Below are 17,326 nucleotides of genomic sequence, written 5' to 3' on the forward strand. Positions count from 1 at the left end.
CAACAGAATGTTAAAAAGTGATTTGAGGGAAACCGTTGTAATAAAACTTAAAGTAAATCTTGCTTTTAAGTATGAAACTTATTTCAAAAAATTAGGCGGTAAGGAAGATAACAGTTATATTATCGCTATAGAAAAAGAGCAATGAAAAAATTTTCATCGCTCTTTTTCTTCATCGCTACTTATATTTTGATTATTTTGAAATATATAGAATTTCAAAAGTCGGTAGGTGTTTATCAGGTTTATTGGTATAAAATGTAAAGATACATTTTTTCCATTTATCGGGATTAAAAACTACAATTTTACCACTTTCATCATTTTGTAATTGCTCATAAATAGTAAATGTCTTTAAAGTTTCAGAAACTTTTATATCAACGACTTCTAATGTGACATACTTGGCCGAATCAAAATGATCCGACAATTCGACTGATGTGGTTACTCCAATTTCAATATTTTGCCAACCAAAAGAAGTTAAAATATTATCAAAATAACCATCAAATATAAATTTGGTCATTCCATTAGTTTCTTTCCAAATATATAATGGACAATAACTATTAAATAGTTGACCTTCAGATTTTTCAGAGATTAAATAGACTTTTAAAAATAAATCTTCAAAACCATCCATCAAATGCCCTGTCTTTTGGACACGTTGTCTAATGATATTCATATCATAATCAGCTGGTAATTTTATAGTGTATTGCATTGCTTGCATGGAAGTACCTCTTTTCTAATTTATTAATTATAGTAAATATGATTTCTGTAATTTTGAATAATACTTAATTATGATATAATTATCATAAAAAATGATAAGGTGTTTTAGATGAATTTTAATGATATGAAAATCTTTGTGACAATCTATGAAACAAAATCTATAAATAAAAGTTCAAAGATTTTACAATATGCACAATCAAATTTAAGCGCTAGATTAAAAGTGATTGAAACTGAACTGGGGGCCAAGCTATTTCTTAGAAATTATAATGGATTGGTTCCAACTGAAAAAGGAGACTTGTTTTATCAATTTTGTAAGGAAACTTCCAATAATTTGGAGAATTTAAAAAAGAGGATTTCAAAAGCAAAAGTAAGAGTTTTAATTTCAGAATTATTATTAAATCATGATATTAATAATTTGCACACAATTGATTTAGGTATAAGTGATATCACTATCAAAAAAACTTCAGAAATACCAAGTGTCGCTCAGCAAGAAGATTTTGATAAGATTTTTTGTTTTCAAGAAATTAAAAATCTTAAAAATTATGATGAAATTCTAGGAAACATTGAAGCAATGTATTTTTGCTCAAGCAATCAATTGGTTGCCAAGGAGACACCTTTTTTAATTAATAAAGATGAAAATTGTCCTTTTAGAAAAAGAACCGTAAGAGAGTTCGCTCATTTAAAAGAGTTTGTAGAAATTGATTCATTTGAAAATATTATTACCTTAGTTGAAAAAGGACAAGGAATTGCCTTGTTACCCACATGGTTGAAAAATAGATTGAACATAAAACCTTATACTCAAGATTTTGTTAACATTCCTTTTTATCAGTATGGAAAGAAAGTTTAAAATAACTATTTTATATAGATAAAGCAAAGGTATCCAATAACCAAACTAGGGATTTTCCATGAGTTTATTTAAATAAAAAGGTTTATGATATATATTCTTATGTTAAATTAAGAAATAATCGGTAACTCTCTATTTTTTGGGGCTGTTCTAGTTAAGGGATATAGTTCCGAGGGTTCATAGATATAGAGTATAAGAAGGAGGACTGTCATAGGAGCTTGAAATGTCTATATACATTTTTTGACAAAAATAGTTAATTTTGTAAAAGGAGGAATATATATGTTAGGAGCAATGGTAGGAGATGTTGTGGGTTCCGTTTATGAATGGAACAATATTAAAACGAAGGATTTTCCCTTGTTTAGGGACGATTGTTTTTTCACAGATGATACGGTCATGACCTGTGCTGTGGCGGAAGCAATCATGAATGGTGGACAGAAGGATGACTTCATTGATGCCATGAAGAAGTACGGAAGAATGTATCCAAACGCGGATTACGGTGCCAGGTTTAACCGGTGGCTTATGACTGACAACCGTGAGCCTTACAATAGTTTTGGGAATGGGTCTGCGATGCGTGTTTCTCCGTGTGCTTGGGTGATGGAGGCTACAATAGGCGAGTTGCCGTCCGAGGGAAAACGTCTGGCGCAACTTTCTTCAGAGGTGACGCATAACCATCCAGAAGGAATCAAAGGCGCAATGGCAACAGCGGATGCAATCTTTATGTGCCGTTATTTCTTTGGTGGCGACGGTAGTGATAATCCTGCGGAGATTAAAAGACGTATTAAGGAACATATCGAGAAAGAGTATGGATATGATCTTTCGAAAACGTTAGATGAAATTCGTCCTACGTATCGATTCAATGAAACGTGTCAGGATACGGTTCCTCAAGCTATCGTTGCCTTTCTGGAGAGTACAGATTTTGAAGATGCGATTCGAAATGCGATTTCTCTTGGTGGGGACAGTGATACCCTTGCTGCAATCACAGGAAGTATCGCAGAGGCAGCTTATGGGATTCCGGATTGGATTCAGGATAAGGTTTATACCTATTTAGATGAGCCACTAAAAGATGTGCTCAGACGATGGGAAGAATTCGTTGTAATCAAATAATCGTATATATTGGTGTATGACCATACTTTGAGAGGGCATGCGAATTGATGTTATTGTCGTAGATTTGAAGGGTGGAGGTGATGGTTTGGCGGAAAACAGACCTAGTTTTGAAGAGATAAAATCATTTGAAGAATTTAACCAATACTATTGGTATCGAGAGGAACTTTCCCAAATTTGTAAGTCTCTTGGTTTAGAGTACAGAGGTACGAAGAAAGAATTGACTTTTATAATTGAACAATATTTTCAAGGAAATAAAATAGAGAAATCTTTGAGTAAAAGCCGTAAAACTCAATCCGAAGTAATCACTTTAGAGACTCCGCTCCTGAACTGTGGTTTTTCTTTTAACCAGAAGTTTAGAGATTATTTTTCAGCGGTAACAGGGGTTAGTCCGTTTAAATTCAATGCGGATATGGCAACTGCTTGGCGAAAAGTAAAAAGGGATAATAATCTACAATTTACGATTCAAGATATGATTAAAATTTATTATGGAGAGTCAGATTATGCCAAGTATGATCATTCGGCTTGTCAGTGGAATCAATTTTTAAAAGACTTTTGTGCAGATGAAAGTAGCCATCAGTATGCTAACAAGTTAACCGTTGCTGCTATCCTTTGGAGGGAAGTTCGAGATTCAAAGAATGAAAAAGTTTATTCCAAACAGCTTCTGAAAGAACATAGCCACAAAATAGAGGAGTATCGTAAGTAAGCAACTCCTCTTTCTTCTATCTGATCCGTTGTTGCGAAAGCCTCTACGTACCTTTTAAAGGATTATAGATAGGGTTCCTCATGAAGACAGGTCTACTGGATGTACATCGTGAGCGCTTGTTTCATGATAATTGACGGCAGCATAATAATGTTTAGAACGAAAAAGCTTAGGAGGGTTATCGATGGTTATATTGGAATTGTATCAAGGTGATTATCAAAAGGATTTAGTCGCTTTTGATTCTTTAGAAGAAGGGAAAGCCTTTGTCGCTCAAATCCCAGGGTATACTTTAGAAAACGAAGATGGTTTTGAAGTGGAGTATGTAAATCCTAAGCACTTGTCGGATTATATGGAAATTGTCTTCAATGGAAATATTGTGCCTTTATCTAGATTTTCGTTTAATTCTGAGGAAAATGTGGATATAATTTGGAAAGAGATTTCGAATCTATCCGTTAAAAACGATAAAGTGATTGAAGGCTATTCAAAAATCGACGCGTATGTCGTTAACAACGATGAAGTGAAAGCCTATGTCGAAGCCAGAGAAGCAAACTTCCGCAAGGCAAAAGACTTCTTAGAACGCAGTGGGTACGAAGTCGACAGAAGCTTTTTTGGAAGTGAAGATGGCGAAGCGATTCTCTACAGAAAACGAGGCACTGAAGATTGGCACTTCTTGTGTCACTTAGACCCGCTGTTTGTAGAGGTTGAAGATGTAGGGGGATATGTGGAAGAAGAGCTTCAATCGTTAAACTAAAGGATGTTGCGAAGACATAGTTGTCCGATTAAAATTAAAGGAGCACCATAAGTGAAAGCACTAATTGTTTTAGATTGTCAAAAAGGGATGTTAGCTAGAGGGAATTTTGACCAGCTTCGAGAGAATATTTTGAAGTTACAAGAGATGTTTAAAGCGAGCGGGGACCTTATTATTCATACGCGTCATATTGATGAGAATGAAGAGAGTATTATTTACAATCGCGACGAGCGAGGAGCGCTTGACGAAGAGCTTTCTGCGGATGCGGATTTTATCGTTGAAAAAGACTCGCCAAATATTTTCCAGAGTGAAGAGTTAAAGACGATTCTTGCGAACCATCCGGTAGATGAAGTGGTGATTACGGGATTGAACGCGGAATATTGCTGCTTATTCTCTGCCATTATCGCGTCAGACAGAGGCTACAAGGTGACTTACATTGAAGATGCAACGGGCAGCGTCAATGACGGCGACACTTATGAAATGCCAGGGCTCGACCTTGTGGATTTCGTTGGCTGCGTCTTGGATTGGTCTGGGCAAGTCGAGGTCCTATACTTCGATGAGTTCAAAGAGAGACGGTAACAGTTGCTTTGTGGTCTCTAAAGAGTTGATGAGGGGCTATAGACAGATTTGAAAATCAGAAGCAGGCGAAGTAAAATTTGTTTGCTTTTTTGCATTTATACAATAATGTCCACAAAACAATTGAAGCAAAATGGTGAACGTGAGATAATGGATTCGGATAGTTTTTAAAATGAGATTGCTGTGAAAGCTAAATAAGCAGATTTTAAGTGTCAATAAGAGAGTTTGGAGGAGGAACAATGGATTATCAAGCATTACGAAAAAAATACACACTATATACTAGAGGCTCAGGAATTTTAGCCATGGTTCTGATTCTTTGTATCGCAGTGGTGATCAGCGATACGCTTCTTCAAACAGTGGGGGTCCTAGTGGTCTTCGCAGGATTATTGCTGGGAATCCAACTAATCAATAAATGGTATTTAGGCAATGTAGCGAGATTACTTCACGTGGATTTGGATTTAGCATCGTGGAAACAATATATCGAGTTCAATAAAACGGCCAAAAGAGCGGCACTTCAGATAGATGCAAAAACGACAGAAGTCTCTTACGCCTACATGACGGGAGATTTTGAAACCGCGGTTCAGAAAGCCAAAGAGGCCTTGGAATTGGAGGACCTTAAACCAGAATTTAAGGATATTTTGGAAAGCTATCTGATTCGTTCGGTCGTTTTGAGCCAGCCGGAGTTGAGCCAAGAAGAACTGGATGCACTGCTTAACGAGCTGACGATTACAGAAGAGACATTGGCCAAGAAAACCGAACAAGTAAGTGTGGCTCTCTATGACTTAACCATCGCGCATGAGAGTAACGACTACTTCGAAACTTTGACGAATGAATTCAAGTACCCACAGTTAGAAATTATCTACTATCAAGCCTTGAATGCCGCAATTAAGGGCGATACAGCTCGCTCAAATGAATTACTAAGCAAGCTCATTCATGAAGATGAAAAGTTGTATGTGGTGAGAATGGCAAAGGTTCTATTGAATGGGACACTTGAAAGATAAAAGAAGTATCATTACAAATTATTTTGTAAAAAGATAAATAAGTTTTTGAATTAATGGAGATAGAGAATGAAAATTAAAAAATTAGATAGAATAATGGGATTATTTTTTGCGATTTCAACAGTAGTATTGATTTATATGTTTTTTACAAATCGAGATTTTTTTACGTGGGCTTTTTCAAGACACCAAAATATTCTCAGTTGGTATATCAGACCATTGTTTATAATTCCAATTGTTATTGGTGCTTATAAACAATCATTTTCAATTTTGTTTATGTCGATTTTTTGCCTATTTACAAGTATGTTTTGGTTTCCGAAACCAGAGGCAGTGGATGAACAGGTTCATTTATTCTTAGAGTTCGAAAAGAACTACTTAACGAGTGGTTGGACAACGGAGAAAATCGTTGTTTGTACATTGATTCTATTATTCTTTATTTTTATGATTTATACTACGTGGAATCGAAAATGGGGACAATTATTATGGGTTGTAATCGCTGGAGCTGTATTAAAGGTCGTCCATAGTATCCTTTCTAGTGGAGAAAATGGAATGGCGCTCGTTAAACCAGCAGCTACAGGCTTAGTGATATGTATAGTGATTATCGTCTTTATTAAGAATAAAAAAGAGAAAAAATAGTTGTTTCAACAAAGGAAAGTGTGGAAGTTCATATAGACGAATAGATACACCTTGTCAGTAGGATAAGGTGTTATTTTTATGCGGAATCCACAAGGATAAGAACTGTGTTATAATAGTTGTATTCATTTTTCAGAAAGAAGTGATGACCATGGATTTTAGAGTAATAGGAGATACTTATAGATATGGCGTTAGAGTATCAGCCATTGTAGTGAAGGATGGAAAGTTGCTTACTTATAAAGTAGAAAGCCAAAATCACTTAGTGGGTGGGGCGATATTAGTCGGCGAAGCAAGCCGGAAAGCTGTAGCCAGAGAAGTGAAAGAGGAACTAGGTGTCGATTGTGAAGTCGAAGAGTTAATGTTTGTTGTGGAGAATCGATTTGATTATAAAGGCGAACTCCATCATATGATTGAATTTCATTATAAAGTGACTCTTCTAGGGGAGGTTCCGTCTCATACGTTGGATGAAGGAAAATATGAATGTGAATGGATAGATCTCCAAAGATTAAGTGAGTATGATATACGATCTCAATATTTAACAAAAGAATTACCCCTTTGGAAAGCTGGAATAAAACAGATCGATATAGGGATAGAATAGAGGGCAGAAGATGTTTAAATATATGAATGATTCAATAGAAAAGGGTCTTACCCCAGTAACGAGTAAAGATTTGGAACAAAAATTTATAAATCTAGGAATAAAGCGAGGCGATATTGTACTGGCACATGTTTCGATGTCCTCTATGGGATATGTGATAGGAGGGGCAGAGAGTCTTTATAATGCTTTGAGAAACGTTGTTGGTGAAGAAGGAACAATAGTTGTACCGTCTCAAACTGTAGAAATCTCAGATCCTGTGAGCTGGCATCATCCTCCAGTTCCTGTAGAGTGGCATGATAGCATTAGAGAGGATTTGCCAGCTTATAACAAGAAATTGTCGTTTTCTAAATCAATGGGAAGTTTTAGTAATTTTATTGGAATTTTACCTCAAGCCATTAGAGGAGAACATCCGATGTACTCCTTTACAGCAATCGGTCATCGAGCGGATGAAATTGCTCAAAATGAAGGGTTTGATTTTCCATTTGGAGAACAATCGCCACTTGGGAAGATGTATGCGTTAAAGGCTAAAATATTAATGGTTGGCACAAATTTTGAGACCAACACCTCTTTACACCTAGCTGAAAACAGATTAAATCGAGAAGTATTGATAGAGCGAAGTAAAATTTCAACGACCAATGGCGATGAGTGGATTGAATTTAAAAATGTCGATTTAGATAGTTATGATGATTATTTAGAAATCCAGAAAGAATTTATGAAGGCTCATCACGTTGGAAAAGAAACTCTGAACGGGGCAGAATTATTCTTAATTGATATGGTAAAATGCGTCGATTTTACACGAAACTATTACATTGAAAGAAATCTAAAATAATCAGCGTAAGTATCGATGTTTGATTTCTGATGCAAACCGGAGTCCCATCAAAGGGCTCCGGTATTTTTTGCTTAACGATGGAAAGTAAACTTGACATTTTGCTAGAAAATAATTATATTGTATGTAAAGTAAACTTTCCATCTTGAGAGGTGATGTGATGTGAAAAATAGACTTGAGGAAATTCGAAAGGCAAAAGGAATCACACAAGAAGAACTTGCGAATGCGCTTGAAGTGTCTAGGCAGACGGTGGGATCTTTAGAGAACGGAAGATATAACCCGTCCATTATATTGGCATTTAAAATAGCGAGGTTCTTTGAGGTATCCATTGAAGAAGTATTTATTTACGAGGAGGATCAAAATGAAGACAAATAAATTATGGTATCTAGGATATTTAGTAGGAATTTGCAGTTTACTGGCAGTATTTACACTTAACTTGAATGAAGTGGTTAGATTGTTATTGATTTTTGTGTCTTCCATTAGTGTATCTGTTTCATATGTACAACTCACACACTATAGACTATTGGCAAAGGACCGTGATTACAAAATTAGTGTGAATGATGAACGGAATGAAAAAATCAGAGATAAAGTCAATGCAACGATGTCTCCAATTCTAATGATTCTGATGGAAATTATTGCACTTGTCTGTATTGCAGTAGGGGCATATATACCGGCAGCTCTTTTAGCAATTTCTGTTGGATGTTCTCCGATAATCATGCTTTTTATTAGCAAATTTTACGAGCAAAAATATTAGACGAGTATCGAAAAAATACCCGAAGAATATGCATTTTGCCGTTGAAGCAACAACTGGAACGTGAGATAATGGGCTAAGACAGTTATTTTTGATTAAAGATATAAATAATTTTGTAACCGCAATCATATACATGCGGCTTGTGCCTTTGGAGGAACGATATGGATTATCAAGCAGTACGAAAAAAATATACGCTCTATACGAGATGCGCGGGGATTTTCGCAATTGTTCTCATTCTTTGCGTTTCGCTAGTAGTAAGTGAATTTACGATGCAAACGGGGAGCCTTCTTGTGATTATCGCCGGATTAGTCCTTACCATCTATTTGATTAATAAATGGTATTTAACCACCGTGGAAAAATTGTTGCATGTAGATTTGGATTTAGCATCGTGGAGACAATATATAGAGATGAATAAAGAGGGAAAAAGAGCGGTCCTCCGATCAGTCTCCGCAACGTCGGAAGTTGCCTTGGCGTACATGACAGGGGACTTCGAGACGGCGATTCGAAAGGCCGAAGAAATCTTGAATAGAGACGGACTTCAACCGCAATTCCGAAATGTCTTGCAAAGCTACCGGATTCGTTCAGTCGTGTTGAGCCAGCCGGAGTTGAGCCGTGAAGAACTGGATGCGATGATAGGTGAGCTGACGATAACAGACCCTACGATGGCCGAGAAGACGCAAAAGATAAGTGTGGCTCTCTATGATTTAACGATTGCGAACGAGAGCAACGACTACTTCGAAACGTTAACGAACGAATACAAGTACCCACAACTAGAAATCATCTACTACAAGGCGTTGAACGCTGCAATTAAAGGTGATACAGAGCGAGCAACGGAGCTGCTGAGCCAGCTTGCTGGTGAAGATGAGAGATTGTATGTTGTGAGGATGGGGAACTTGAGCGTATCAAATACGGGCAATTAATTTTAAGTGGAGGTTTATTTATGAACGAGGGAATTAACGAACTTTTTACTTATTGTGCATTGGATAAAGATGGAAAAAATATTATCGCTAAGATTAGTGAAATGAACGACTGGAAGAAAGTATATGTAGAGAGTTTCAAGAAATCATATATTTCGGAATTACAAATACCGAATACAGTAAGAGCCTTTTATTGTGACCCTGATACGACTTATAAAAAAGACTATGACCATCACTTTTTCGAAAGATTAGTTATTTTTTTAAATGTACAAGAAACAAAATTTAGAAAAAAATTAAAAGGAATTTACAAATATATATTCGAAGAAGGACAAGGTATTAAAGTTATTGAGGTTAGAAAGAATAAAACAAAAAAACTGTTTTATCTAAGATCGGACCAGTTGGGATTTTCTGTCCCAACTAGCGCAAAAATTCATCCTTATGATTTGTACATTAAAAGAAGCGAGAGTCCAGAATGTGCAGTAAGTCAAGTTGCCGAGTGGGTTATTTCTTCAAGAATTATAGGTGGTTCTTTCCTCTGGCCGTTTTCATTTTATGAAACCTACAATATGCGTAAAGGAGGAACTATAAAATCTAATCGAAGTCATTATATACAGGATCGTGTTGATTTAACGCTTTGGGAAATTTATTATTGGTATAACAAAAACGAGAAATCGACAATAATGACAAGGGTTAAAAATGAGCAAGCAAAAGAAGATTTGAAGAAGTGGTTATCTCACTTTAAAGACTTTGAAACTTATATAGAATTTTTCTGCTTTGAGGCATTTGTAAGTAAAGAAAAATCAATAAAAAGTGCTAACCTTAGACCGATTAATATTTTAACTGGTAAGAATGAAGAACCTAAGTGGGGTGAAAAAGGAGAGAATCCTAAAATTGAAATAACTTCAGACCTTGAATTTAATACTATTGAAGAAATGTTAAAGGAACTGAACAAAAAGATACTTATTCGTTCGGAAAAAATGGAACAAATTATTTATAGCGAATGTAACGAGAACAGCAAAACGAAATAGGAGGCATAAATATGCTAGGGGAAAAAACAACAAAATTGATTATTGTATGCGATGAGAAGACATCAGAGTATGCAAACTATTTACGCCAATTGGTGAGTATGAAAGATGATACTTCTGACGAAATTGTTGGAGTTAAGGACGGAACGGTTGAAGTCGCAGTGTGGCTTGAAAAGGACTATGTTGCTAATATGGCGACGATTTCTTCAAAAGAGCATATCCTTTTTGTCGGTGAGAATAAAGTAAGTAAAAAAGAAACTCCTTCTATGTCAGTTAAGTTTGATAAGTTCGGAATGAAGTACGGTTGGTTAGGAAAACGTGCGATGATGATGGTATCAGACAGTATCAAGGATAAAGAAACCTACGATCAATTTATTGAATTTTGTCAAGGTTATGAGCAAAAAATCGAAGCAATGTCACTAGAACGAGTTCTTAAATATGAGGATAAGGATGAAAAAGAAAAAGGAGTCGTTGCTCTTATGAAAAATAAAGCAGCTACTTTGGCACAATTAGTGGTAAATCCAGGTGTATTTGGTGCGGTTGCAGGGATTAATATGCTGAAAGATCGTAAGAAATTAAGAGACCAACAGTATCGAGCGTTAACAGCAATTCTTTACACTGACGGATTAACGGAATTTCTGGAGGGATAAGCTATGGAAGGCTTTAGAGAAGGCTATGATTTCTTTCAAAGCCATGCGGGAAATTTCGTAGGAGTGTCTGAGGGCGTACGGTATGTTGATTCTGTGGAAACCGAAATTACAAAGTTAGTCAAAAATCTAAATCAGTTTTCCTCAAATAAGGCGGGGGTGGCTACTCTTAAAGGCGATGTTGCAGAATTTTGGCATGCTGGTACATTTAATATCAATGCTGTAGTTAAAGGTTCTAATCATAGAGTAGAGGTTGAACGCAGTCATGAACTGGGGTCAGTAGATATAAGGGGTAAGAATTTCGAATCAAAATTTGGCCTTAAATACTATAAAAACGGTGCAGAAAGTGCTAAACAGCAAGCAAAAAGTATTTTTGAAAAATTTCAGGAATACAAATCAAATGGTGGCAAAGAAAGCTTGGAAAACTATCTTCAAAAACGAGGATATTCTGCCGACAAAGTCTTAAGTGACCCTTTATATGCCGGTCAATATCGAGTAATACCTTCAGACCAATTTAAAGCTGCTACGGAATGGCTTGAAAGAAGGATAAAAGAAGAATCTGTAAAAAGGCCCGAAGAAGTTCGTCGGTACCAAGAGACACTTGATATGTTAAGGTCTAAAGTATCTGATAATAAAGGAAATGAATCAATCGAGTTGACAGAGACAGAAGCTAGAAAGCTTGCGCAACTTTCAAAAGAAGGAGATGTTACTGCTGAAAAGTTGAACCTTACAACGGAAGAGTTGATTCGATTTAAGGATATTCTCAGACAGTCTTGTAAAGCGGGAATGAGTGCCGCGGTTATTACTATGGTCTTAAAAACGAGTCCTGAAATTTTGAAAGCAATTCATTATTTAATAGAAAATGGAGAAATTGATGAAGAACAATTTAAGGTTCTTGGGTTCAAAGCGCTGACTAGTTCTAGCGAGGGTTTTATCAGAGGAACAGTTTCTGCTGCTATTACAGGAAGTTGCAAGGCTGGTTTATGTGGTAGTGCATTAAAATCTCTTGATCCTAGTGTTATTGGGGCAACAACAGTTTTGGTAATGAACTCCATGAAGAATTCCTATAAAGTAGCTATTGGTGAAATGAGCAGAACTCAAATGGTAAATGAACTAATAAAGGAAATGTTTGTTAGTACGTGTGCTTTAAGTATGGGGGCCGCTGGACAGTCGTTTATACAGATTCCTTTACTTGGATATATGATGGGGAGTTTTGTAGGTTCGTTAGCAGGTTCAATCTTCTATGATGCAGCATACTCTCCAGTTATCTCGTTTTGTGTTGATTCTGGATTTACAATGTTTGGATTGGTAGAACAAAATTATGAATTGCCTGAAGATGTTCTGAAAGAAATTGGAGTCGAAGTATTTGAATATGAAAAATTTGATTATTCAAGTGTGGAGATAGAAGCATTCCAATTTGCTACATTCACTCCAGAAAAAATTGAACCAACAAGAATTGATATGGTTTTCTTACGAAGAGGCGTAATAGGCATTAACTGCATAGGCTTTGAATAACCAACAAACCGGAGCCCCGTAAAGGGCTCCGGCCTTTTTTATTTAGCAACTGCCTTCTTGTAGTACATCTCTAACCCCAGCGACGCGACTAGTAGCACCGCACCGACTGGTAAGTAGAGGGTTGGGTAGACGGAACTGGTTCCGTAGATGTCGAAGACTCCTTTGAGGAAGCTGCCGAAGATGAAGGTGAGGACACCCATCTTGTAGGCTGCTTGTGCGTCTTCTGACTCCAGGAAGGTTTTCCCGGTCATTTTCGCTATAAGATTTGGCACCACTCCAAGAACGAGTGGAATCATAAAGAGCAAGTACATGAATGGGGAGTAGACTTGGTGGCTAAAGAATTCATACACCATTCCGACAACTAGTGTCACCACCGTTGCAACTGTGTAGAATATCAGTCCCGTTTTCTTTTTATAAGTAGACAATGTCACTCACCTCTCTTTCTTCGATGTTTCGACCGTTTGTAGTCGGTTTGTTAATGATTTGTCCGTTAAAGTACATGGTTGATGATCCGCCGCCGTCTAAGTTATAAGCGGTTGTGACGTTCAATTCTTTTATAAAATCAGCTAATTGTTTCAACGATAATCCTTGGCTTTCGCTTGTACGTCCGTCTGACACCACGAATACATAAGTGCTGTCATCGATGATTCCGATGGCTGTACGCGGGTTGCTCGCCATGGCTTTCCCAACTTCGTCTGAACTATCAACGGCTACTTGTCCGTTTTCAATCAACGCTGGGCCAAATGACAAGACTTGCATCGCGCCGTTGTCCACTAACTGTTGGGCTGTGATGTCGCCTTCTTTGATGATGCCGAAGCTTCCGTCCTTGTAGATAACTAAGTCTTCTTGGTCGGCACTCTGGCTCTCACTTCGTAGTAATTTTCCGTTACGAACAACGTATCCAGCATCTCTGGCTCCGTAGTAGTCTCCATTAATCGCAAGGACCGCGTTTACGCTTTTAGCGGTTGTAGAAGTCTTCGCCGTTACGTTTCGACCGTACGTTTCGTTGGCCAAGGCGGTCTTAATTGACGAGTTGCCTTTGATTTTTACGGTTGCGACGTGGATTTGCGTGTTATTTCGCTCGTAAGTCTCAATCGAGATGGATTTCGTGTCGTCCTCGTAGGCGGTCGCCGTACTCACAGTTGGCGTTGTAGACGCGCCCCCGCTACTTGAACTGCTCGAGTTACTAGACGTTCCCGTGCCGCTTGCGCCAGTTCCTGTGGCCGTGTTCGTTGTCGCTGCCGTTTCGTTACTGAACTTTGCGAGACTCTTAGAGATAAAGAGCGTATCGGCTATGACCATCCCTGAAGCCCCGATGAGGACGGCCGTATAAGCGGTCGATAAGATTTTTCTGAGTGATTTTCCTTTTTTGTTATTTGACATAATGCACACCTTTCTCTTGTCCAAAAATCAGTTTCTTTTGTACAAACCAGTTAAAGAAGAACATCCCGATTTCGGTCATGATTTTACCGATGAAGGGTCCGATACCCAGTCCGTAGCTGAGGCCCATGAGGATGAGCGTGTTCAGCGTTAATGAGAAGCTGGCGAGTAAAATATAGCCGCCAAGTTCTTTTAGAAACGGTTTGTCGCTGGCAAAGACGAACTTCTTATTCACAAAGAAGTTGAATCCTGCACTAATCATCCTTGCAATCACGTTAGCCGTTACGAGTGGCACGCCAATAAAAATCTGGAAGGCGTAGAGGGTGTAGTCTAGAAAAAACGAGAGAAAGGATGATAGGGCGAACTGGAAAATCTCTTTGTAGATTCTGAATGAATCGTGAAGAGGGTTAAAGTGTGACCCTTCATTTTTGTTCTCATAAATCGTTTGAATGTCTAGCTCGCAGAAAGGACGTTTTTCTTTCGCCCACACCATCAACACGTTCATTTCGTATTCAAAACGTGATCCTGAGATTTCAAGCATTTTGTCTAAATGCGTACTTGAGAATCCACGCAGACCTGTTTGGGTATCGCTAAGTTTCGTCCCGCTGGTCAGTTCGAAAATTTTCAAGGTGATTTTGTTTCCAAGGCGGCTTCTAAGTGGGACATGGGAAGCGTCGAAGTTTCGAACGCCGAGTACGAGGCTATCTTGTTCAAGGGCAGCTCGGTTGGCGATGCGCACGATGTCTTCAGGGCTATGTTGTCCGTCAGAGTCTGCCGTCACAATCGCTACTTCCTCATGAGCATGAGTTTCTTTAATATATCGATAAGCGGTTTTGAGTGCTTCGCCTTTTCCTTTGTTTTCAGGGTGCGTTAAAACAGTCGCTCCTGTAAGCTTTGTGAAGATTGGAAGATAGTTCTCCCCACTACCATCATCCACTACGATGACCTCTAAGTTTTTGGCGATGAGTTGCTGCGTTAAAGGAATTAATTTTTCCTCTGGTTCATATGCTGGAATAATGACGATTGTTTTCATGGTTGTCACTGCTCGCCTGTTTGGGGAGCTTCCCCTTTCCGTTTGATTAACTATAATTTGCACCATGAACCTAAAACGTACTTAAAAGAGGTGGAAAAAAATAAAATTAGCATTTAATATAGTATTTAAAAGAAAAATGAAAAATCCCCTAGCGTCAGGCATTGCTTGTAACGCTACGTAATGTAGTAATATGCAGGCATTAAGGAGGTGAAAGCTATGTCAAAATATACGACAGGGGAGCTTGCGAAACTTTGCAATGTGACTGTTCGAACCGTTCAGTATTATGACAAAAGAGGCATCTTAATTCCGACAGAACTTTCTGAAGGAGGTAGAAGATTATATTCTGAAAGTGATCTTCAACGTCTAAAAGTCATTTGTTTTCTTCGGGAGGTGGATGTACCCATCGATGCCATTTCTCAATTATTAGAAGAAGAACATCCTGAAAAAGTGATTTCGATTTTAATAGAACAACAGGAAAGTTTATTGATGGAAGAAATTCAAGAGAAACAAGAGCAATTAGAAAAATTGCGTGAATTACAGTCGACAGTCCAAAACAAAGAATCCTTCTCACTTGAATCCATCGCGGACATAGCAGTAGTGATGAAAGGTAAGAAACAACTCAAAAAACTTTACCGGATTATACTTTCAACAGGATTGGTGGTTGGAGCGCTTCAGTGGGTGTCTATTGCATTCTGGATTTTCAAAGGAATGTGGTGGGGATTTGCGCTATGGGCTCTTTTGGCAACGGTATGGCTTATTTGGGTATGTAACTATTATTACAAACACGTAAAATATATTTGCCCTGAGTGCCATCAAGAATTTAAACCAGGAAAGAAAGAAGCTTTTTTTGCAAAGCATACGCCAACAACCCGGAATTTAACTTGCTCAGAGTGTGGCCATAAAGGATTCTGTATTGAAATTTGGGACGGTGACCAAGCGTGAGTGGATTTAATCAAATCGTTCTTGGAAAAACCGCGATTCCTTCATTAATCGTGACAGTGGTCTTGCTTCTTTTGATAGGAATTCTACCTACCGTTTATTGGATGAGAAGACATAAAGGACAAGTGAAAATCAGTTATTTCATTGCTGGGGCATTAGGGTTTATTGTTTCTGCCCGTATTCTTGAATCAGGCTTCCATTATTTCTTTTTACTGGCTGATAATCCAATTTCTCAGTTTCTAAACGGGAATACTGTAGCATTCATTTTATATGGAATGATGATGGCAGGGATTTTTGAGGAATGTGGTCGCTATATCATATTAAAATACATTATGAAAAAACACCGCATCCGTGAAAATGCAGCTTTGTATGGAATTGGGCACGGAGTAATTGAAATTCTAACAGTTGTCCTTCCATCGATTTTGCTTTACTTAGTGATTGCGACATCCCTTCAGAATGGAAGTGTAGATTCTGCGCTTGCAGCACTACATGTTACTGAAAAGAATGCAGACGTGGCCATGCAGAGCTTTCAAGCTGCAGCACAGTTTAATGTTGAAACAGCTGTGATGACCGTTCTCGAAAGAATCAGTTCAATGGGGATTCATATTGGCTGTACCATCATCGTGTATTACAGTATCATTGCAGAAAATAAAAAATATTTATGTGGTGCCGTTTTACTACATATGATGGCGGATTGCTTTGCAGCGTTCTATCAACGAAATGTCGTGGGAGCTGGAATCGCTGAAACTGGAATTTTAGTTATGGCAATCGTCATTGTATGGATTGCGATAAAAATATATAAAAAATTGGCATAACGAATCGTTGATGCAAGGGAGGAATGAAGATGGCAACAATAGAAAGTGGAGCGATATTTGGGATTCCGTTGGTATTCCTGGTGAGTATTGGGTTTATTGCGACATGTGTGCTTGTCATTTTCGTTCGCCGATGGACAGCCGCAAAACAGAGCGGAGGTCCGTTCATGGCAGCTTTTCATATCGCGAATGGAACATTTTACATTCATGTGGCGTTCTGTTTCAAAAAGCGTCGTATTCCTCTATCATCGATTCGCCGGATTTTGATTGATTTCATGCGAGGCAGAAATGGTGGCGGGAGTAGATACTCTGTTAGGATAGAACAAAAGGATGGAACTACGACTATGTTCTTCATGGGAAAGAGCAAAATCAACGATGCGCTGCTAGAGGAGTTGCCTCAAGCGGTGAAGCGGTATCCGATACGAATTCAGATGAACTAAGAATAAAAATAGAATGAAAAAGAATGTTGATAATCAGCATTCTTTTTTGTTTTCGAAAATACGGATACTAATAGTGTTTCTGGAAGCGCTTGACATTTAATCATTTGAGCGGTAAGATGTAATCGTCATAAAATGACA

At 37.9% G+C, this 17,326-nt stretch carries 23 protein-coding genes; 19 read left to right on the top strand and 4 right to left on the bottom strand.

Annotation, left to right across the window (positions count from 1 at the left end; translation table 11 throughout):
• The first annotated feature begins 7 nt into the window (after positions 1-7).
• Positions 8-145 carry a hypothetical protein gene (locus NQ540_RS01235; protein WP_005607653.1) on the top strand — a complete coding sequence of 46 codons (138 nt, stop codon included), beginning with the start codon at positions 8-10 and terminating at the stop codon, positions 143-145.
• Positions 146-190: 45 nt separating this feature from the next.
• Here NQ540_RS01235 and NQ540_RS01240 read toward each other — a convergent pair whose 3' ends face one another.
• Complete coding sequence (locus NQ540_RS01240; protein WP_005607651.1) at positions 191-709, bottom strand: DUF4865 family protein; 519 nt, start codon at positions 707-709, stop codon at positions 191-193.
• Between the two features lie 108 nt (positions 710-817).
• On the opposite strand from NQ540_RS01240, the gene NQ540_RS01245 reads away from it, so the two are divergent.
• The 15 genes from NQ540_RS01245 (at position 818) to NQ540_RS01315 (ending at position 12,584) form a co-directional block, all read left to right on the top strand.
• Positions 818-1,555: a LysR family transcriptional regulator gene (locus NQ540_RS01245; protein ID WP_005607650.1), complete on the top strand. Its 738-nt coding sequence runs from the start codon at positions 818-820 to the stop codon at positions 1,553-1,555.
• Positions 1,556-1,831: 276 nt separating this feature from the next.
• Positions 1,832-2,656 (top strand): ADP-ribosylglycohydrolase family protein, encoded by an 825-nt coding sequence (locus NQ540_RS01250; RefSeq protein WP_005607648.1) that lies wholly within the window; start codon positions 1,832-1,834, stop codon positions 2,654-2,656.
• A gap of 85 nt (positions 2,657-2,741) precedes the next feature.
• A complete protein-coding gene (locus tag NQ540_RS01255; protein ID WP_039849287.1) occupies positions 2,742-3,359 on the top strand; it encodes an SAP domain-containing protein in 618 nt (205 codons plus the stop codon).
• Between the two features lie 181 nt (positions 3,360-3,540).
• On the top strand, positions 3,541-4,107 hold the full coding sequence (locus tag NQ540_RS01260) for a hypothetical protein (RefSeq protein WP_005607645.1): 567 nt from the start codon (positions 3,541-3,543) through the stop codon (positions 4,105-4,107).
• 51 nt (positions 4,108-4,158) lie between these two features.
• On the top strand, positions 4,159-4,683 hold the full coding sequence (locus NQ540_RS01265; RefSeq protein ID WP_005607643.1) for a cysteine hydrolase family protein: 525 nt from the start codon (positions 4,159-4,161) through the stop codon (positions 4,681-4,683).
• A gap of 206 nt (positions 4,684-4,889) precedes the next feature.
• The gene (locus NQ540_RS01270) at positions 4,890-5,681 is read left to right on the top strand and encodes a hypothetical protein (RefSeq protein ID WP_005607641.1); all 792 of its coding nucleotides are present in this window, start codon (positions 4,890-4,892) and stop codon (positions 5,679-5,681) included.
• Between the two features lie 66 nt (positions 5,682-5,747).
• Complete coding sequence (locus NQ540_RS01275) at positions 5,748-6,311, top strand: hypothetical protein (protein WP_005607639.1); 564 nt, start codon at positions 5,748-5,750, stop codon at positions 6,309-6,311.
• Between the two features lie 148 nt (positions 6,312-6,459).
• A complete protein-coding gene (locus tag NQ540_RS01280; RefSeq protein WP_039849241.1) occupies positions 6,460-6,906 on the top strand; it encodes an NUDIX hydrolase in 447 nt (148 codons plus the stop codon).
• 10 nt (positions 6,907-6,916) lie between these two features.
• Positions 6,917-7,732, top strand: coding sequence for an AAC(3) family N-acetyltransferase (locus tag NQ540_RS01285; RefSeq protein ID WP_005607635.1), 816 nt, complete (start codon positions 6,917-6,919; stop codon positions 7,730-7,732).
• A gap of 159 nt (positions 7,733-7,891) precedes the next feature.
• A complete protein-coding gene (locus NQ540_RS01290) occupies positions 7,892-8,104 on the top strand; it encodes a helix-turn-helix transcriptional regulator (RefSeq protein ID WP_005607633.1) in 213 nt (70 codons plus the stop codon).
• Complete coding sequence (locus NQ540_RS01295; RefSeq protein WP_005607631.1) at positions 8,091-8,483, top strand: hypothetical protein; 393 nt, start codon at positions 8,091-8,093, stop codon at positions 8,481-8,483. The genes NQ540_RS01290 and NQ540_RS01295 overlap by 14 nt, the downstream gene beginning before the upstream one ends.
• Before the next feature lie 266 nt (positions 8,484-8,749).
• On the top strand, positions 8,750-9,400 hold the full coding sequence (locus NQ540_RS01300; protein ID WP_223429382.1) for a hypothetical protein: 651 nt from the start codon (positions 8,750-8,752) through the stop codon (positions 9,398-9,400).
• A gap of 20 nt (positions 9,401-9,420) precedes the next feature.
• Positions 9,421-10,425 (top strand): DUF6994 family protein, encoded by a 1,005-nt coding sequence (locus NQ540_RS01305; RefSeq protein ID WP_005607628.1) that lies wholly within the window; start codon positions 9,421-9,423, stop codon positions 10,423-10,425.
• An 11-nt stretch (positions 10,426-10,436) separates the two neighbouring features.
• Positions 10,437-11,072, top strand: coding sequence for a hypothetical protein (locus NQ540_RS01310; protein ID WP_005607626.1), 636 nt, complete (start codon positions 10,437-10,439; stop codon positions 11,070-11,072).
• Positions 11,073-11,075: 3 nt separating this feature from the next.
• A complete protein-coding gene (locus NQ540_RS01315; RefSeq protein ID WP_005607624.1) occupies positions 11,076-12,584 on the top strand; it encodes a hypothetical protein in 1,509 nt (502 codons plus the stop codon).
• A 38-nt stretch (positions 12,585-12,622) separates the two neighbouring features.
• On the opposite strand, the gene NQ540_RS01320 is transcribed toward NQ540_RS01315, so the two are convergent.
• The 3 genes from NQ540_RS01320 to NQ540_RS01330 all read right to left on the bottom strand — a co-directional run bounded on the left by NQ540_RS01320 (position 12,623) and on the right by NQ540_RS01330 (position 14,997).
• Positions 12,623-13,015: a hypothetical protein gene (locus NQ540_RS01320; RefSeq protein ID WP_005607622.1), complete on the bottom strand. Its 393-nt coding sequence runs from the start codon at positions 13,013-13,015 to the stop codon at positions 12,623-12,625.
• Positions 12,996-13,886 carry a phosphodiester glycosidase family protein gene (locus NQ540_RS01325; RefSeq protein WP_156780477.1) on the bottom strand — a complete coding sequence of 297 codons (891 nt, stop codon included), beginning with the start codon at positions 13,884-13,886 and terminating at the stop codon, positions 12,996-12,998. The genes NQ540_RS01320 and NQ540_RS01325 overlap by 20 nt, the downstream gene beginning before the upstream one ends.
• Positions 13,887-13,956: 70 nt before the next feature.
• The gene (locus tag NQ540_RS01330; protein WP_039849240.1) at positions 13,957-14,997 is read right to left on the bottom strand and encodes a bifunctional glycosyltransferase family 2/GtrA family protein; all 1,041 of its coding nucleotides are present in this window, start codon (positions 14,995-14,997) and stop codon (positions 13,957-13,959) included.
• 216 nt (positions 14,998-15,213) lie between these two features.
• Between NQ540_RS01330 and NQ540_RS01335 the strand changes: the two genes are divergently transcribed.
• From NQ540_RS01335 to NQ540_RS01345, 3 genes are read left to right on the top strand one after another with little or no spacing between them, the layout of a single operon-like run.
• Positions 15,214-15,939, top strand: a complete 726-nt coding sequence (locus NQ540_RS01335; protein ID WP_005607616.1) for a MerR family transcriptional regulator — start codon at positions 15,214-15,216, stop codon at positions 15,937-15,939.
• Positions 15,936-16,751: a YhfC family glutamic-type intramembrane protease gene (locus NQ540_RS01340; protein ID WP_005607614.1), complete on the top strand. Its 816-nt coding sequence runs from the start codon at positions 15,936-15,938 to the stop codon at positions 16,749-16,751. The genes NQ540_RS01335 and NQ540_RS01340 overlap by 4 nt, the downstream gene beginning before the upstream one ends.
• 29 nt (positions 16,752-16,780) lie before the next feature.
• A complete protein-coding gene (locus tag NQ540_RS01345; RefSeq protein ID WP_050755107.1) occupies positions 16,781-17,188 on the top strand; it encodes a hypothetical protein in 408 nt (135 codons plus the stop codon).
• Positions 17,189-17,326: the final 138 nt, after the last annotated feature.

The organism is Granulicatella adiacens ATCC 49175 (assembly GCF_025150565.1).
Classification (GTDB): domain Bacteria; phylum Bacillota; class Bacilli; order Lactobacillales; family Aerococcaceae; genus Granulicatella; species Granulicatella adiacens.

Excerpts from the sequence above, each read along its gene's own strand:
- NQ540_RS01300 (WP_223429382.1), top strand. The coding sequence starts at position 8,750 with ATGCAAACGGGGAGCCTTCTTGTGATTATCGCCGGATTAGTCCTTACC.
- NQ540_RS01245 (WP_005607650.1), top strand. The coding sequence starts at position 818 with ATGAATTTTAATGATATGAAAATCTTTGTGACAATCTATGAAACAAAA.
- NQ540_RS01345 (WP_050755107.1), top strand. The coding sequence starts at position 16,781 with ATGGCAACAATAGAAAGTGGAGCGATATTTGGGATTCCGTTGGTATTC.
- NQ540_RS01330 (WP_039849240.1), bottom strand. The coding sequence starts at position 14,997 with ATGAAAACAATCGTCATTATTCCAGCATATGAACCAGAGGAAAAATTA.
- NQ540_RS01240 (WP_005607651.1), bottom strand. The coding sequence starts at position 709 with ATGCAAGCAATGCAATACACTATAAAATTACCAGCTGATTATGATATG.
- NQ540_RS01285 (WP_005607635.1), top strand. The coding sequence starts at position 6,917 with ATGTTTAAATATATGAATGATTCAATAGAAAAGGGTCTTACCCCAGTA.
- NQ540_RS01250 (WP_005607648.1), top strand. The coding sequence starts at position 1,832 with ATGTTAGGAGCAATGGTAGGAGATGTTGTGGGTTCCGTTTATGAATGG.
- NQ540_RS01335 (WP_005607616.1), top strand. The coding sequence starts at position 15,214 with ATGTCAAAATATACGACAGGGGAGCTTGCGAAACTTTGCAATGTGACT.
- NQ540_RS01280 (WP_039849241.1), top strand. The coding sequence starts at position 6,460 with ATGGATTTTAGAGTAATAGGAGATACTTATAGATATGGCGTTAGAGTA.
- NQ540_RS01315 (WP_005607624.1), top strand. The coding sequence starts at position 11,076 with ATGGAAGGCTTTAGAGAAGGCTATGATTTCTTTCAAAGCCATGCGGGA.
- NQ540_RS01295 (WP_005607631.1), top strand. The coding sequence starts at position 8,091 with ATGAAGACAAATAAATTATGGTATCTAGGATATTTAGTAGGAATTTGC.
- NQ540_RS01235 (WP_005607653.1), top strand. The coding sequence starts at position 8 with ATGTTAAAAAGTGATTTGAGGGAAACCGTTGTAATAAAACTTAAAGTA.
- NQ540_RS01325 (WP_156780477.1), bottom strand. The coding sequence starts at position 13,886 with ATGGTCATAGCCGATACGCTCTTTATCTCTAAGAGTCTCGCAAAGTTC.
- NQ540_RS01305 (WP_005607628.1), top strand. The coding sequence starts at position 9,421 with ATGAACGAGGGAATTAACGAACTTTTTACTTATTGTGCATTGGATAAA.
- NQ540_RS01275 (WP_005607639.1), top strand. The coding sequence starts at position 5,748 with ATGAAAATTAAAAAATTAGATAGAATAATGGGATTATTTTTTGCGATT.
- NQ540_RS01260 (WP_005607645.1), top strand. The coding sequence starts at position 3,541 with ATGGTTATATTGGAATTGTATCAAGGTGATTATCAAAAGGATTTAGTC.
- NQ540_RS01310 (WP_005607626.1), top strand. The coding sequence starts at position 10,437 with ATGCTAGGGGAAAAAACAACAAAATTGATTATTGTATGCGATGAGAAG.